This window comes from Kitasatospora sp. NPDC088742, from assembly GCF_055584905.1.
Genome location: NZ_JBVJLD010000001.1, coordinates 197,424 through 212,369, shown reverse-complemented (window position 1 = coordinate 212,369; position 14,946 = coordinate 197,424). Strand labels below are relative to the sequence as shown.

The following is a 14,946-nucleotide window of genomic DNA, read 5'->3' as shown; positions in this document are numbered from 1 at the left end:
TCAGGTTTCGGATCGGACACGAACGCCGTGGCCCGCACACGCCCGCACTAGGCTCGTGCAGCGCGCTCCAGCGCTCCCCCGTGGCTGTAGAAACGGAGTTGTCCGGCTTGGAAGACCGACGTCCCGGTGGCCGACGTGGTGCCGATCCCCTGGAAGCACTGCTCGACCACTGGCAGAAGGCCCTCATCGATCTCGGCTTCCGCAACCGACTGGTGAGCTACCGTCGAACGAAGTCCCAGGCCGGCATGGACATCACGGCCCCTGATCTGGCCGCCGTCCTCGATGCGCTACCTGCCGGATGCGTGTTCGCTCCGGTCCGGGAAACGGCTCCCGACTCCGTCGACGCCTCGTCCCTTCTTCCTGTCCGGTTCGACAAGCCGTCGCGCTCGGCGGAGGCCCTCGCCGGCAGTCGGCCGATCGACACGCCGGCCTCTCGCAGTGGAACCGGGCGGGCCGCTGAACGGCTCTCGCTCGTCACCTCCAAGGCGACCCAGGCGGAGCAGGACCGTCACCTCCGCCGCCTGGTGACGGTCGCGAAGGAGAAGTTCAACGACTACGGCCTGTGGGTGCTGCATCTGGGCATCGGGTTCCTCGAGTGGCTGCCGTCACCGTCGGCCGACAGCGTCCGGTCCCCCCTGGTCCTGGCGCCGGTGACGCTCCGCCGATGGAAGGGGGACTCCTACCTGTTGGAGCTGAACCCCGACGAGGAGGTGACCTTCAATCCGGCCCTCGCCATCAAGATGGAGGAGCTCGGGCTGGACTGGCCGAGCCCGGATCAGGTCGACCTTGCCGACGTTCCGGCGCTGCTGGAGCAGGCCCGTCGCAAGGCCTCGGGACGCAAGGGCTGGGCGGTTCACGACCGGGTGGTGCTCGATGCCTTCAACTCCAGCAAGGAGGCGATGTACCGCGACCTCAAGGACAACCGGGCCCTCATCCTGAAGAGTCATCTGGTGCGCGCCGTCGGTCTGGGCGGGGCATCGGACCTGGCCACGAGCACTTTCGACTTCGAACCGCTGCCACTCGACCGCATCGACCAGCTCCAGCCGCCGGAACAGGCCCCGCTGGTCCTGGACTCGGATTCGTCACAGCGCCAGTGCGTGGCTGCGGCCATCGAGGGCCGGAGCTTCATCATGGACGGCCCTCCGGGGACCGGTAAGAGTCAGACCATCACCAACATCATCGCTGGCCTGCTCGACCAAGGCCGGACGGTCCTGTTCGTCAGCGAGAAGGCCGCCGCACTCGACGTCGTGCGGAACCGGCTCAAGGACGTGGGCCTCGACGACTACGTCCTCGCCCTGCACAGCAACACCATGGGTCGCAAGCAGGTGGCCCAGGAGCTCGGACGGGCACTTGGTGCCCCGCCACGATCGTTCCCGGGAATCAGCACCAACCAGCGCTCGACCGCGAAGGGGCTCCGCGAGGAACTGTCGGGCTACGCCGCGGCGATGAACGAGCCCCGCACCGGCCTGGGCAGATCGCTCCACGCTGTTCTGGGCCGCATATCCCTCATGGAGGACGTCTACTCCTTGCGCCCCGGCCCGGCCTTCGTCCCGGGCGATCTGACGGAGGAGTTGCTGCACGAGGTCACCGAGGCAGCCGGCTGGATAGCCCGCGCCTGGCGCCCCGCAGTCGAGGGCGAAGCCTTCGTCTGGCGGGAACTGACCGGAGCACGCGGCGAGTTGGATGCGCTGGACAGGGCTCTGGAGGAGATCGACGGCATCCGTCGCACACTCGGACCGTACTCGGACCTGATCGACGCGATGGGGTGGGAGGGACTCCACGACATCGATCGGCTGACGGAACTCCTGCGGACCGCCGGACGGTGCCCCGCGCTTCCGATCGCCTGGCTGGGCCTGGAGTTCGCCGAACTCGGATCCGACGTCGCATCGTTCGTCGACCGGCTCACCCTGGCCGAGGCGACCGAGCGGAGCGCTGTGACGAGGCTCGGGCCGCGCTGGGGCGAGCTCACCGAGGTGGGCGCCGTTGCGGCAGCGACCGACTGGACCGTCTCCTCCGGTCTCCTGACCCCACCTCTGGATCTCGACCCGCTGACGGCCGATCAGGCAGCGACACTGATCACACGGCTGTCCGACGATGCCAAGGCCCTGGACCGGGCTGATCAACTCTCCACCGGCGCAGCCCGGATGTACGGGATCCCGGCCCCCGCCACCTGCCGGGACGCCCTGCGCCTCGCCCGGTTGGCCGAGTTCTCCGCCCTGCCCGCAGAGAGCAAGCCGCCCGGCCGCTGGCTCACCTCCGATGGCCTCATCGCCGCCCGTGCGGCCCTCGGCCGCCTGTCCGAGGCGGTCGCCGTACTCCGGTCCACCCGGACGAAGGCCCGACAGGTCTTCACCGAAAGCGTGTTGACCGAGGAGTCCTTGGAACAGGTCGCACAGCGCTTCGCCACCGTGCACCAGACCCTCTCGGGCAGATTCTCGTCCGCACGCCGGGCCGACAGCCGTCTTGTGCGAACCCTGCTCCCCAACAACGGCAAGTGTTCCAAGGCCGTCGTCACCGCGCTTCCGGACGCGGTCGCCTGGCAGAAGGCCCACCTCACACTCGCGCGGCTGGCCAGGGAGGAAGGACGGGCCCTCGCCCACCTGTGGCTGGGTGAGGATACCGACTTCGACACGGCTGCCGTTCTCCTCGACCGGGCGAGTCAGATCTTGGACCTCGCACCGCAGGTGTCGGACCCGGAGGCGTTGCGGGGTGAACTGGCCCACGGCGGCACTCCGCGTGACGCGGCACAGGTTGCCGCGACGCAGGCGGCGGAGATCCTCACCGCGTGGCGTCAGGCTCTGGTCACCCCACCCGCCGTGGGCACTCCGTACACCCTCGAGGACGAAGCCATGTCCTCGGCGGCGCAGTGGAGCCGTGACCAACTGCCGTTGCTCTACGCGGCTCGAGACGTTCTCCAGGCCGTCGGAGCGGCCTCCGGCCGCTGCGACTGGCAGCTGCGAGACGCACGGGGCGCACTGGTGCTCGTCATGGAGGCCGTCGAGCTGGACAGGGCCTTCCAGGCCCCTGCCGATCAGGACCGTCAACTGCTCGGCGAGCTCTACCAGGGCCGGAGCACCGACCCCGACGCCCTCCGCACGGCGCTCGCCTGGGTCGCCGAGATGCGCACGGCCTGCGGGCTCGTCGGCAACCAGGTCTTCCCGGACGAGAGCCTGTCCCCGATTCAACACGCTCGGCGGGATACCGAGTTGGAGCAGGCGGCCAAGAGCTGGTCCGGTGCGGGTGAACGGTTGGTCAAGCTGTTCACCGCTGAACGACAGGAGCAGCTCCGTCCTCTGCTGGCTAGGGACTTGGCGTCGGCCGAGTCCTTGCTCGCTCAGCTCGACGCCGACCGCGGTGGGCCGGACGAGTGGGCCGCCTTCCTGAGGGGCCGGCGCGTCCTCGACACCTGCCACCTCGGCGACCTGGTGAACCGGGCGGTCAGGGTGGAGGTGACACGGGACAGCTTCCCCTCCTTGGTAGAGAAGTCCGTCCTCCGTGCCTGGGCGGACCGCGTCATCGAGAACGACGGCCGACTGGTGTGGACCCGGTCGCAGGACCGTGACGACCGGGTGGCCGAGTTCCGCAAGGTCGACCAGCTGCTGCTCGAGGGAGCGCGGACCCAGGTCGCGCGCGCATGCGAGGGCCGACGTCCGTCCGCGCTCCGGGACACGGGCACGAGACTGCTGAACACCGAGGGACGCAAGAAGACCCGTCACAAGCCGGTGCGGACACTGCTCAGCGAGGCCGACACCGCGGTCCGGCACCTCAAGCCGTGCTTCATGATGAGCCCGCTGATGGTCAGCCGACTGCTCCCCCCGGACTTCGTGTTCGACGTCGTCATCTTCGACGAGGCCTCCCAGGTCCTGCCGCAGGACGCGGTCAACTGCGTCTACCGCGGCCGTTCCCTGATCGTCGCCGGTGACGAGAAGCAGCTCCCGCCGACGGCCTTCTTCACCGCGGGCGAGGACGAGGAGGACGACGACGCGGCTCCGGGCGAGGCGGACGACAAGCCGACCAGCTACGAGTCCCTGCTCACCCTGGCCAAGGGGAGCGGGATGCTCAAGAACCTGACGCTGCGTTGGCACTACCGGAGCAGGCACGAGCATCTGATCGCCTTCAGCAACCACGAGTTCTACGACGGGTCGATGACGACCTTCCCCGGTGCACTGGCCGACAGCCCCGACGTCGGTGTGGCCTTCATCCGGGCGGTGGACGGGCGATACCACTCGGGCACCGGTGCGCGCAACAATCCGTTGGAGGCCCGGCAGGTCGCTCGGCGGGTGATCGAGCACTTCGACACCCGACCGGGCCGGTCCCTCGGTGTGATCGCCCTTTCGCAGGCCCAGGCGGACGCCATCCGGGACGCGGTGGACGAGGCGAGGCGTGGTCGGCCCGACCTCGACGACCAGTTCTCAGAGGACCGCCTGGACGGGTTCTTCATCAAGAACCTCGAGACGGTACAGGGCGACGAACGCGACGTGATCATCATGTCGGTCGGCTACGGCCCGAACGAGCACGGCAAGACGTCCCGCAACTTCGGGCCGATGATCCGGGCAGGAGGCTGGCGCCGGCTCAACGTCGCGGTGACCCGGGCCCGTTACCGGGTCGAGGTCGTCGCCTCGTTCGATCCCGACGAGCTGCCCGAATCCGGCAGCGAGAGTTCCCGTTACTTTTCCCGGTACCTGAAGTACGCGAAGCACGGTCCGGCCGTCCTCGCCCAGGAGCGCGAGACGGAGGAGACCACGACGGACAGCCCCTTCGAGGACTCGGTGCTGGAGGTCCTGCGGAGCTGGGGCTACACCGTCAGCGCTCAGGTTGGTGTAGCCGGATACCGGATAGACCTGGGCATCCGGGATCCTCGGCGGCCAGGGCGGTACGCACTCGGCATCGAGTGCGACGGGGCGATGTACCACTCCTCCAAGGCGGCCCGGGACCGGGACCGCCTCCGCGAGTCGGTCCTCACGGGCCTGGGCTGGACCTTGCACCGGATCTGGGGCACCGACTGGTATCGCAACCGGCCGGGTGCCGAAGCCCGTCTCAAGGAAGCCGTCGAGCGCTGGGCCGGCTCTCCGGCGCCACGGCACGAGGCGTTCCGCTCCGTGGACGAGGCACCCGGGAACGAACCCGCTTCCGTGCGTACACCGGCTGTCCCTGCGCCGAGGGTCTCGAACGTTCCGGCAGCTGCCCCCGCCTCGCCTGAGATCGAGGAGTTGTCGGCACCGGCCAGGCAGCGGATCACCCACGAGCTGACCCAGATCCGGGCCGCGCTGGCCGAGCCCACGTCTACGGACCACCGCTCCGGGCCCCGCGCACGGGCGGACCAGCTCCGGCGGGACCGGGAGAACCGGTCGGACCTGGAGGCTCGTGCCGCGGTCCTGAAGGCATACCTCACCGGTGACCGCGCCGCCGCGGCCGACGTCGTCAGCCCCGGCCGACTGGTGTCCCTGCAGTTCGACGGCGACGACGAGGTCCTCGAGTACGAGATCACCTCGCGGCGGCCCTTCGAAGAAGAGACCGACCATCTCAGCCCGTTCACCGTTCTCGGCAAGGCGCTCGGCAACCGATCGGCCGGCAGCTCCTTCGAGTACGAGGAGAACGGACGGCGCCACCTCGTCCACGTCCACAAGGTGCGCGACTGACCGGCTGAGCGGGTGGCAGTCGTCCGTCGCCACCCGCTCAGCCGACCCCCTCCCCGGATCCCTCCCTCCGAACCGCCGGGCCCTCGACCGCCCTGAAGTCCGGATCTCACCCTGGTGCTGCCCTGAAGTCCGTCGCACACTGCGTAGGACGGTGGCACGCGATGGGCTGGGTCAGGCTCTGCGGGTGGGGGAGACCGATGAAGTACGTACCGATCCTGCGCGGCAAGGCGGGCGAGTTGCTGGCGCTGCGTCACATCAGCCCTGAGGTACGGAGCAGCATCCGGCCAGTGCTCGAGGTGGTTCCGGACGAGCGACTGTCCGACTCCGTACAGGCCTTCGCCCGTCAGCTTGGCGAGGACCTTCCCAAGGACCTCGTGGTCACGGTCGACTGCGGGCGGCTGTGGCAACGCGGTGCTGTCGGCACCGGGTTCTCCGGGAATGCGATGGCCTGGATCGGCGAGTACCTGGAGCAGTGGCTCCACCGGTTGGTCCCGGCTTTCCGGACGACCGAGCCGACCGGTTCGCTCGAGGAGATCGGGAAGGTACAGCGGACCCATGGGCAGGGCGGGTGCCTGCGCGTCGACCTGCGCGAACTGCCGCCCTCTCCAGCGGAGTTGACCGTCGCCGTGCATGACACGCTCGACGCCGTGGGGCTGTCGCCCGAGAGTGTCGACCTGCTCCTCGACACGGGTTTCCTCTCCTCTCAACAGGCCGCCGCCCACCTGGTGGGCCGCGTGCTCGGGGCCCTGGAGTGGGCCGGGGCGATGCCCTGGCGCCACATCGCGCTCGCCGGTGGCAGCTTCCCGGCCTCGCTGGCGGCGATCGAGCCCCACCTGATCGCCACGGTCCACCGTCACGAGGCGGACCTGTGGCGGGCGGTCGTCCAGCGCGGGTCCCACTTCCGCATCCCTGACTTCGGCGACTACGGCATCGTCCACCCACAGCCACCCAACCGCGGTTGGCGCGGCCGCCCGAACCTCCGCTACACCGTCGGCGCCGACTGGTACGTGCTCCGCGCCGCGAGCCCGGCCGCGAACGACGCTCTCCGGCTCTGCCGTCAACTTGCCGGATCCCGGCACTGGGACCCGCGTCACGGCTCGGAGTTGCCCTGGGGCGACGCTCAGATCCAGCACCGCGCAGGCGGGCTCACCACCCGCCCGGGCGGCGCCCGTGAATGGCGGGCCTAGGGCACGTCGCACCACCTCGCAACAGTGGCCCGCTCGGTCGCCGCGCACAGGGCACCGTGAGCCGGTCAGACGGCTCCAGACCGTCAGCTCCGAACTGCGGGCAACCCCGGGCCCGAATCCTCCTCGCGGCCCGGTGACTCTCATGACCGGACGACCGGACCATCCGAGGTGCGGCCGTCCGTTCCCGAACTCCCGAGCACCGAGAGGCCCATCGTGATCCTTCCTTCCTCCGTCGACACGCCGCCGCGTGGCGTACTGCTGGTGCACGGCGCCTGGCACACCGGGCACGCTTGGGACGGCGTCGCGGCCGGGCTGCGGGCCCGGGGTGTCGCCGTGTCCGTCGCCGAGCTGCACCGCGGGTCACTGGCGGGTGACATCGCCGCGGCCGAGGCGGCACTTGACGGACTGTCCGAACACGGCCCTGCCGTGGTGTGCGGGCACTCGTACGGGGGTGCCGTGATCACCGGGCTCGCGCCGGAGCGGGTCGGGCATCTGGTGTACCTCGCCGCGATGATGCCCGATCAGGGCGAGACCGCCCTCGGGCTGCTCGCCGGTGCGCCGGCCACCGGGCTGGCGGCCGCCATGACCGGTGACCGGGCCGGTAGCACGACGATCGATCCGGAGGCGGCGGGCGAGCTGTTCCACGGCAAGCTCGACGAGGCTGAACGCGCCCGCCACACCGCCCGGTTGGTCCCCCAGGTGATGGCCGCCGGGCTCGAGCCGACGACCGGTGTCGCCTGGCACCGACGGCCGAGCACCTACGTGCTCTGCTCGGAAGACCGCGCCGTGCACCCGGAGTTGCAACGGAAGTTCGCCGCCCGCGCGACCCACGCGCTCACCTGGCCGAGCGACCACGGGGCCTTCGCGTCCCACCGGGAAGAAACCGTCAAGCTGCTGCACCGCCTGGCCACCACAGGCCGGGAGCGCTGACCCCGTGTCAGGACTCCCGCAGGGAGCGGCCGGTCCTCGGCGCTACTGACTTCGGGGCGCCGGGGACGGGACCGGAAGGGTCCGCAGGTGGCGGACCGGTGAGCGGAACAGCGCGATGACGACGGCGGCGGAGGCGGCCGCGGCCACCGCGAGGGCCGCGTGGGCGCCGATCCGGCCGGCCAGCAGGCCGGCGGACAGGCCGCCGAGCGCGCCGCCGCCGAACAGCAGGGTGCGGAAGGCCGCCGTCATCCGCCCCATCATCGCCTGCGGGGTGAGGGTCTGACGCAGGCTCACGATGATGACGCCGGCCACCCCCAGGCCCAGGTAGGTGGTAAAGAAGGACAGGACGAACAGCGCGATCATCACCGGCCGGGGCCCGGCGGCCGCGGCGAGCAGCACGGGGCCGAGCAGCAGGGCCGACTGGGCGAGGACGTAGACGCGGCCGACCGGGTAGCGGGCGATGACCCGGCGGGAGAGCAGGGTCCCGATCAGGCCGCCGACGGAGGCCGTCGCGAGCACGGCTCCGATCGTGGTGGATCCGAGGTGGAGGTCATGGGTGCCGTAGAGCAGGAACATCGTCCACACCGTGATCATCGAGAAGTTGCAGCAGAATCCGGTCAGCGCCAGAGCGCGCAGCACCCGGTCGCGCATCACCCACCCGAGCCCGTCCCGCAGTTCGGCCATCAGGTGCCGTTCGGCGGCCGGCTTCGGCCGCGGCTCGGGGGTGCGGATCAGGGCCAGCGCGACCACCGACACCGCGTACGAGCAGGCGTCCGCGAGCAGCGCCACCGGGGCGGTGAGCCAGGACACCAGGACACCGGCGAGCCCCGGGCCGGCCACCTCGGCCGCCGAGGAGCTGGCGCCCATCTTGGCGCTCGCCTCGACGTAGTGCCCGGGGTCCTTCACCAGCACGGGCACGTACGACATCCAGCTGACGTCGAACGCGACCGAGGCGATGCCGACGGCGCACGCGACGGCCAGCAGGACGGGCAGGGTGAGGGCGTCCCACCAGTGGAGCAGCGGGACGAGGCCGAGCAGGGCCAGCCGGACGAGGTTCGCGCCCAACATCACGGGTCTGCGCCGTACCCGGTCGGTCCAGACGCCGATCAGCAGGGCCAGTCCGAGGTACGGGACGAGCTGGAGGAAGCGCAGCAGGCCGATCTGCTCGTCGGTGGCGCCGAAGGCGGTGATCGCGGTCAACGGGAGGGCCAGGTTGGTGACCTGACCGCCGATCAGCGAGACGCTCTCGCCGAACCAGAACCTGAGGAAGTCGCCGTTCTGCCAGAGGCTCGGCGCGGCGGCACCGCCGGACGCGGCCCGCTCGGAGACCAGAGGGGTCCGCGTCATCGGGCGCTCCCCGCCAGCTCGGCCACCGCGTCCGCCACGGTGTCCACTTCGTCCTCGGTGTTGTAGTAGTGCGGCGACAGCCGCAGGCACCACTCGACCTCCTTGTCCGCGAAGTCGAACTGCGCGAACTCCCGGTAGCTGAGGGCCGAGTTGATCCCGCGCGCGTCCATCGCCTCCTTGAACGGCCCGGCCTGCCACCCCTCGATGGCGAAGGTGACCAGCGCGGCGGGCGCCGGCCCGCGGTCCAGCGTCCGCACGCCCGGGACGGCTGACAGCCGGTCACGCAGCCGCGCCGCGAGCACGGGGGTGCGCCGTGCGACGGCTTCGGGGCCGACCCGCAGGGCGTAGCGGACCGCGGCGGCGCAGCCGAGCACGGTGGCGTACGGGAACTCCCACTCCTCGAAGCGGGCGGCGGTGTCGACCGGGCGGTAGTGGCCGGGGGCGACCCAGCGGGCGCCGTACATGTCGATGAACAGGGGCTCGTACCCCGCCCGCAGGACCCGGTCCGAGACGTAGAGGAAGCCCGAACCGCGCGGCCCGCGCAGGAACTTGCGGCAGGTGGCGGTGAGCAGGTCGCAGCCGATCTCCTCCACGTCGACCGGGAGTTGGCCGACCGACTGGCAGGCGTCGACCAGGTACAGCAGGTCGAGTTCCCGGCAGTGCCGGCCGATCTCCGCGACCGGCTGGACCAGGCCCGAGTTGGTGGGCACGTGGGTGACGGCGACCAGGCGCGGGCGGTGGGCGCGCATCAGCGCGGCCATCGCGTCGACGTCGACGCCGCTGCCGTCGGGGTGGTCGGGGGCGTGCACGATCCGGACGCCGTGGCGCTTGCGCAGGGCGAGGAAGGAGATCTGGTTGGAGATGAAGTCGTTGCGGGTGGTGAGGACGGTGTCCCCGGGGCGGAAGTCGATCGCCGAGAGGGCCTTGGCGTAGGCGTGGGTGGCGCTGCCGGCGAAGGCGATGTTGCCGGGGCGGGTGTGGAGGAGGTCGGCGACCGCCGCGTGGAAGTCGGCGACCTCGGCTGCCCGGGCGGCGGAGGCCTCGTACCCGCCGATGGCGGCCTCCAGGTGGAGGTGGTCGAGCATCGCCCCGAGCACCGGGCGGGCGAGCAGCCCGCAGCCGGCGTTGTTGAAGTGGACCACCGACTCGCAGCCGGGGGTGTCGGCCCGCAGAGCGGCGAGGTCGAGGAGCGGTTCCGCGCTGGAGGGAAAAGCGCTATCCTTGTTCTTCATGTCTGACGGTAGCAGTACTGGGATCCTGGCGGCCATCCTCCGGACCGAGATCGCCGGCCTCTCCCCCGGCGACCGCCTGCCCAGCAGCCGGGAACTGATCGCCCGTCACGGCGTCAGCCCGGTCACCGTCTCCCGGGCGATCTCCCAACTGGCCGCCGAGGGCGTGGTGGTGAGCCGTCCGGGCAGCGGCACGTACGTCGCCCACCGCCGGCCGCAGCCGGCCGACGCGGCCGCCGACACCTCGTGGCAGGCCGTGGCCCTGGCCGGGCGGGACTACGACGCCGGAGAGCCTGACGGCCCGTCCGATCCGCTGCCCGCCGACACCCTGCCGCTCTCCGGCGGCTACCTGCACGAGAGCCTCCAGCCGGTGAAGGCCCTCGGCGCCGCCCTGGCCCGCGCCGCCCGCCGTCCGGACGCCTGGCACCGCGCCCCGGCCGCCGGCCTGGCGCCGCTGCGCGCGGTCTTCGCCCGCCAGGCGGGCGGCGGTGCGAACCCCGAGGACGTCCTCGTCACCGGTGGCGGCCAGGGGGCGCTGTCGATGCTGTTCCGGGCCATCGCCGCTCCCGGCAGCCCCGTCCTGGTCGAATCGCCCTCCTACCCGGGCGCGTTGGCCGCCGCCCGGGCGGCCGGGCTGCGCCCGGTGCCGGTGCCGATGGACGAGGACGGCCTCCGCCCCGACCTGCTGGCCGACGCCTTCGCCATGACCGGAGCCCGGCTGCTCTACTGCCAGCCGACCTTCCACAACCCCACCGGCACCGTGCTCGCGCCCGAGCGCCGCCGGCAGGTCGCCGACGTGGCCCGGGCCGCCGGCGCGTTCGTCATCGAGGACGACTTCGCCCGTCACCTCGGCCACGGCGGCCCGGTGCCCCGCCCGCTGGTCGCGGACGACCGCGACGGCACCGTGATCCATCTGACCTCGCTGACCAAGCCCGCCTCTCCCAGCCTGCGGATCGGCGCGGTCATCGCCCGCGGACCGGTGATGCGCCGCCTCCAGGGGATGCGGCGGGTGGACGACTTCTTCATCGCCCGCCCGCTCCAGGAGGCCGCCGTCGAACTGCTCAGCAACCCGGCCTGGGACCGCCACCTGCACGCCCTCTCCAGCGCGCTGCGCGAACGCTGCGCGGCCCTGACCGCCGCCCTCGCCGCCGAACTGCCCGACTGGACCGTCACCCGGCACCCCGCCGGCGGCCTGCACCTGTGGGTCCGGCTGCCGCCCGGCCCGGCCGACTCCGCCGTCGCCGACGCGGCCCGCGCGCACGGCGTCTCCGTCGACGCGGGCCGCCGCTACTTCCCGGCCGAGCCCCCGGCCGCCGCCCACCTGCGGCTCGGCTTCGCCGCCACCGCCGACCCCGCCGACGCGGCCGAGGCCACCCTCCGCCTCGCCGAGGCGTTCCGGTCCGTCACGCGGGCGTGACGCGGCCCGGCTCGCCGCCGCCGGGGTAGCGGTGGAACTCACCCGCCACCCCGGCACGGCGCACGGCTTCTTCACCATGACCGGCACCGTCGACGCCGCCCGCACCGCCGGCCGCCAGGCCGCCCGGTTCCTGCGGGACCGCTTCGCGTCGGCCTGACGGACCCTCAGGACCGTCACCGCAGCGTGGGCTGCTCCAGGGTGAGTGAGTTGCCGGCGGGGATGTGGCCGCAGTCGGTGGGGGCTGTGCGGCCGGCGAAGCGGTCGTTCAGCCAGAAGAAGGCGGACGGGGCCCAGGCGACGGCGGTTCCGAGGTGGCTGAGGAGGTCGTACTGCTGGTAGGTGATCCGGCCGTTGCCGGTGGCGCAGTACTGGCGGGCGAGCGCCCGGACGTCCCCGGCGACCATGACGCCGTCGCCGGTCCCGATGCCGGCGGGGCTGGCGAAGGTGCCTTCCAGGACGCCGCCGTTGCCCTGGGCGATCTGGCCGGGGACGGTCGGGGTGGGGGCCGAGCCGAGGTTGACCCGGTTGACCGCGTCGACGAAGGCGGGCACCGAGTTGGGGTCGGCGTACTGCGGCTTGGCCATCTTCTTCCAGGTCAGCCCCGGGTAGTGGCCGACGGCGTCGATGATCGAGCCGTCCTCCAACTGCCGGTAGACCGACAGGCCGTAGTCGCTCAGGTAGGGCTTGAGGTCGATGCCGAAGGAGCGGGAGACCCCGATCACCGCCATCGGGATGACGCCGCTCCAGGCCAGCGAGCCGTCGACGTACTTCAGGTTGTGCGCCGGGGCCACCAGCAGGCCGCCCTCGGTGAAGCCGACCAGCTTGGCATTGACGTCCGGCGCGTAGGACGGGGCGAGCGCGGCCGCCCAGTTGGTGGCGATGGCGCCGCCGGAGTAGCCCAGCAGGCCGAAGCGGGTGCCGTCGTCCATGCCGGTGGCCGGCGAGCTGGTGGCGGCGCGGATCGAGTCCAGGGTGTTGGTCCCGTACTCCGGGCCGGCCGCGAAGTCGGCGCTCTGCCCCTCGGTGTCCGGGATGACGACGTTGTAACCCTGCGTCAGGGCCGGGATCAGGAAGAGCGATTCGGCATTCGGGATCAGCCCGCCGAGGCTCAGGTCGCCGGCGACGGCGCGGGACGGGCTGTCCTGCGGGTCGAGCGAGTCGTAGAAGGACTGGTAGGAGACCGCCTTGGTGGAGTCGCCGGTCAGGCTGCGCACCACGGTGGTGACGTTGGCGGCCGGACGGCCCTGGGCGTCGGTGGTGCGGTAGAGCAGCTGGATCGCCCGCACCGGCGTGGGCAGGCCCACGACGTGGTAGGCCAGGGTCCGGGTCTTCAGGACGGTGCCCGGCGCGAACGAGGCCAGCGGCGCGCTGCCGTCGTAGCCGTAGAAGGAGTCGGCGGAAGCCGAGACCGTGGCCGCCGAGGCCGGAACCGCGGCGGCGGCCAGGGGCGTCGCGGCCAGGGCGGCGGTGACGGCGACGGCGAGCAGCCGGGAGCTGTGCTTGCGCATGTGGGGTCCCCCGTGGGGTGGGTGGGTGTGAGGGTCCGGTGGACGGCGCGGTCGGGGTCCGTACACGTCGAGTGGTACACCGGTGGGCGTGTTACCAACTGGTAGGAAACGTCCCGGAGAACATGATGGCTGCGGTACGGCGGGGGTGTCCCCGGGCCGTGCACCAGAGATTCGCGAGGTGGATTGTGACGGCGTCCAGCCCGGCGGAGCGCGACCCGGCCCCACAGCTGGGCGGGACTCCCGTCCACGAACGGCTCCGGGCCGCCGCCACGGCCCTGGCACCTGCGGTGATGGCCCGGCTGGTCGAACAGCTGCCCGCCTACGAGGCACTCCCGTCCGAGCAGCTCCGCGGTGAGATCACCCGTGAAGTCGACCGCGGAATCCGGGCGTTCACCGAGACGCTGCGCACCGGCGAACTGCCCGGCGAGGCCGAACTCGCCAGGATCAGCGAGTCCTCGGCCCGCCGCGCGGACGAGGGCGTTCCGCTGGAGGCCGTGGTCGGGGCCTACCACTACGGCGCGCAGGAGTGCGCGGCCCGGGTCCTGGCCGCCGCCGGGCCTGACGACCTGTCGGACGTGCTGCTGGTCCAGCACCGGCTGCTCGACTACCTCCGGCTGGTGAGCTGCGCGGTGGCGGCCGGGTACGTCCAGGAGCGGCAGGCGGCGCTGGGCGACGAGCAGGTCGCCCGGCAGGAGCTGCTGTCGCGGCTGCTGGAGGGCGGCGACCCGCAGGCCGCGGCCGACCGGGCCGGCCTGCCGCTGCCGGTCGGCTACCTGGTCCTGGGCATCACCGTGGGCCCGCACCCCGACGAGCTGCTGCCCGGCGTCAACCACGCCGTGGCCGGCCGCCGCAAACTCCGGCGCCTGCGCCACGAACTGCAGCGGCGCACCGACGGCGACCTGCTCTCCCGGCTGTCCGGGAGCAGCGCCCTGGTGCTGATCCCTGACGGCGCGTCACCGGCCGGCCTCGACGGCGCGGGCCGCGAGCGGCTCGCCCGCCTGGTCGATCAGCTCGGCCAACGCTGCGGCGCCGAGCTGGTGGTGGCGGCGGCCACCGCCGCCCCCGAGGGCGTGGCGGGCGCCGCCCGGCTGGTGGGTGAAGTCCGGGACGTGGCACGGGCGTCCGGCCGCGGGCCCGGCCTCTACCTGCTCGACGACGTCCTGCTGGAGTACCAGCTGAGCCGCCCGAGCCCGGCCCGCGACCGGCTCGCCGCCCTGCTCGCCCCGCTGGCCGGGCGCTCCGACCTGCTCGACACCCTGCGCACCTACCTCGCCTGCGGCCTCGACCGCCGCCTGGCCGCCGCCCGGCTCCAGGTCCACCCCAACACCGTCGACTACCGCCTGCGCAAGGCCGCCGACCTCACCGGCCTGGACGCCGCCCGGGGCTCCGACCAACTGACCCTGCGCGCTGCCCTGGCCGCCCGCGACACGGCGCGGCACGGCACGGAGGACCCCGGCTGACCCGCCGTCAGGAGGCGGGCGGCGACGGCGCGGCGGCCCGCCCCGTCCAGGCTGGCGAACGGCTCGTCGGCGAGGTACGGGCCGGCGTCCTCGCACGGCAGCGCGGCGAGCGCCTCCCGGCCGAGCCGCAGGCACCGCTCCTCGCCGATCGAGGACGACGGGCTCGGCTTCGTGGCCGGGGCCCGGGCCGGGGTCGGGGTCGGCACCGGCACCCGCTCCGGCGCCGTCA

Annotated in this window: 9 protein-coding genes; 6 read left to right on the top strand and 3 right to left on the bottom strand. The window is 72.4% G+C overall.

The annotated features are described in order from the left end of the window. Window positions 1-107 precede the first annotated feature (107 nt). The 3 genes from ACZ6ZR_RS00885 (at window position 108) to ACZ6ZR_RS00875 (ending at window position 7,756) form a co-directional block, all read left to right on the top strand. Complete coding sequence (locus tag ACZ6ZR_RS00885; protein ID WP_465637980.1) at window positions 108-5,639, top strand: DUF4011 domain-containing protein; 5,532 nt, start codon at window positions 108-110, stop codon at window positions 5,637-5,639. A gap of 197 nt (window positions 5,640-5,836) precedes the next feature. Then, complete coding sequence (locus ACZ6ZR_RS00880; RefSeq protein ID WP_465637978.1) at window positions 5,837-6,826, top strand: beta family protein; 990 nt, start codon at window positions 5,837-5,839, stop codon at window positions 6,824-6,826. A 213-nt stretch (window positions 6,827-7,039) separates the two neighbouring features. Then, on the top strand, window positions 7,040-7,756 hold the full coding sequence (locus tag ACZ6ZR_RS00875) for an alpha/beta hydrolase (RefSeq protein WP_465637976.1): 717 nt from the start codon (window positions 7,040-7,042) through the stop codon (window positions 7,754-7,756). 42 nt (window positions 7,757-7,798) lie between these two features. Here the strand turns inward: ACZ6ZR_RS00875 and ACZ6ZR_RS00870 are convergent, their stop codons facing one another. Next, window positions 7,799-9,103, bottom strand: a complete 1,305-nt coding sequence (locus ACZ6ZR_RS00870) for an MFS transporter (RefSeq protein ID WP_465637974.1) — start codon at window positions 9,101-9,103, stop codon at window positions 7,799-7,801. Further along, window positions 9,100-10,335, bottom strand: a complete 1,236-nt coding sequence (locus ACZ6ZR_RS00865) for an aminotransferase class V-fold PLP-dependent enzyme (protein WP_465637972.1) — start codon at window positions 10,333-10,335, stop codon at window positions 9,100-9,102. Before ACZ6ZR_RS00865 ends, ACZ6ZR_RS00870 begins: the two co-directional genes overlap by 4 nt. Between ACZ6ZR_RS00865 and ACZ6ZR_RS00860 the strand changes: the two genes are divergently transcribed. Next, window positions 10,334-11,749, top strand: a complete 1,416-nt coding sequence (locus ACZ6ZR_RS00860) for an aminotransferase-like domain-containing protein (protein WP_465637970.1) — start codon at window positions 10,334-10,336, stop codon at window positions 11,747-11,749. The two genes, ACZ6ZR_RS00865 and ACZ6ZR_RS00860, sit on opposite strands and share 2 nt — an antisense overlap. Before the next feature lie 31 nt (window positions 11,750-11,780). Continuing rightward, the gene (locus ACZ6ZR_RS00855; protein WP_465637968.1) at window positions 11,781-11,906 is read left to right on the top strand and encodes a hypothetical protein; all 126 of its coding nucleotides are present in this window, start codon (window positions 11,781-11,783) and stop codon (window positions 11,904-11,906) included. 16 nt (window positions 11,907-11,922) lie between these two features. Here the strand turns inward: ACZ6ZR_RS00855 and ACZ6ZR_RS00850 are convergent, their stop codons facing one another. Beyond that, window positions 11,923-13,257, bottom strand: coding sequence for a lipase family protein (locus ACZ6ZR_RS00850; protein WP_465637967.1), 1,335 nt, complete (start codon window positions 13,255-13,257; stop codon window positions 11,923-11,925). 185 nt (window positions 13,258-13,442) lie between these two features. On the opposite strand from ACZ6ZR_RS00850, the gene ACZ6ZR_RS00845 reads away from it, so the two are divergent. Beyond that, window positions 13,443-14,717 carry a PucR family transcriptional regulator gene (locus tag ACZ6ZR_RS00845; RefSeq protein WP_465637965.1) on the top strand — a complete coding sequence of 425 codons (1,275 nt, stop codon included), beginning with the start codon at window positions 13,443-13,445 and terminating at the stop codon, window positions 14,715-14,717. Window positions 14,718-14,946: the final 229 nt, after the last annotated feature.

Coding starts and splice junctions, on each gene's coding strand:
- ACZ6ZR_RS00880 (WP_465637978.1), top strand. CDS start 5,837: ATGAAGTACGTACCGATCCTGCGCGGCAAGGCGGGCGAGTTGCTGGCG.
- ACZ6ZR_RS00870 (WP_465637974.1), bottom strand. CDS start 9,103: ATGACGCGGACCCCTCTGGTCTCCGAGCGGGCCGCGTCCGGCGGTGCC.
- ACZ6ZR_RS00860 (WP_465637970.1), top strand. CDS start 10,334: ATGTCTGACGGTAGCAGTACTGGGATCCTGGCGGCCATCCTCCGGACC.
- ACZ6ZR_RS00865 (WP_465637972.1), bottom strand. CDS start 10,335: ATGAAGAACAAGGATAGCGCTTTTCCCTCCAGCGCGGAACCGCTCCTC.
- ACZ6ZR_RS00850 (WP_465637967.1), bottom strand. CDS start 13,257: ATGCGCAAGCACAGCTCCCGGCTGCTCGCCGTCGCCGTCACCGCCGCC.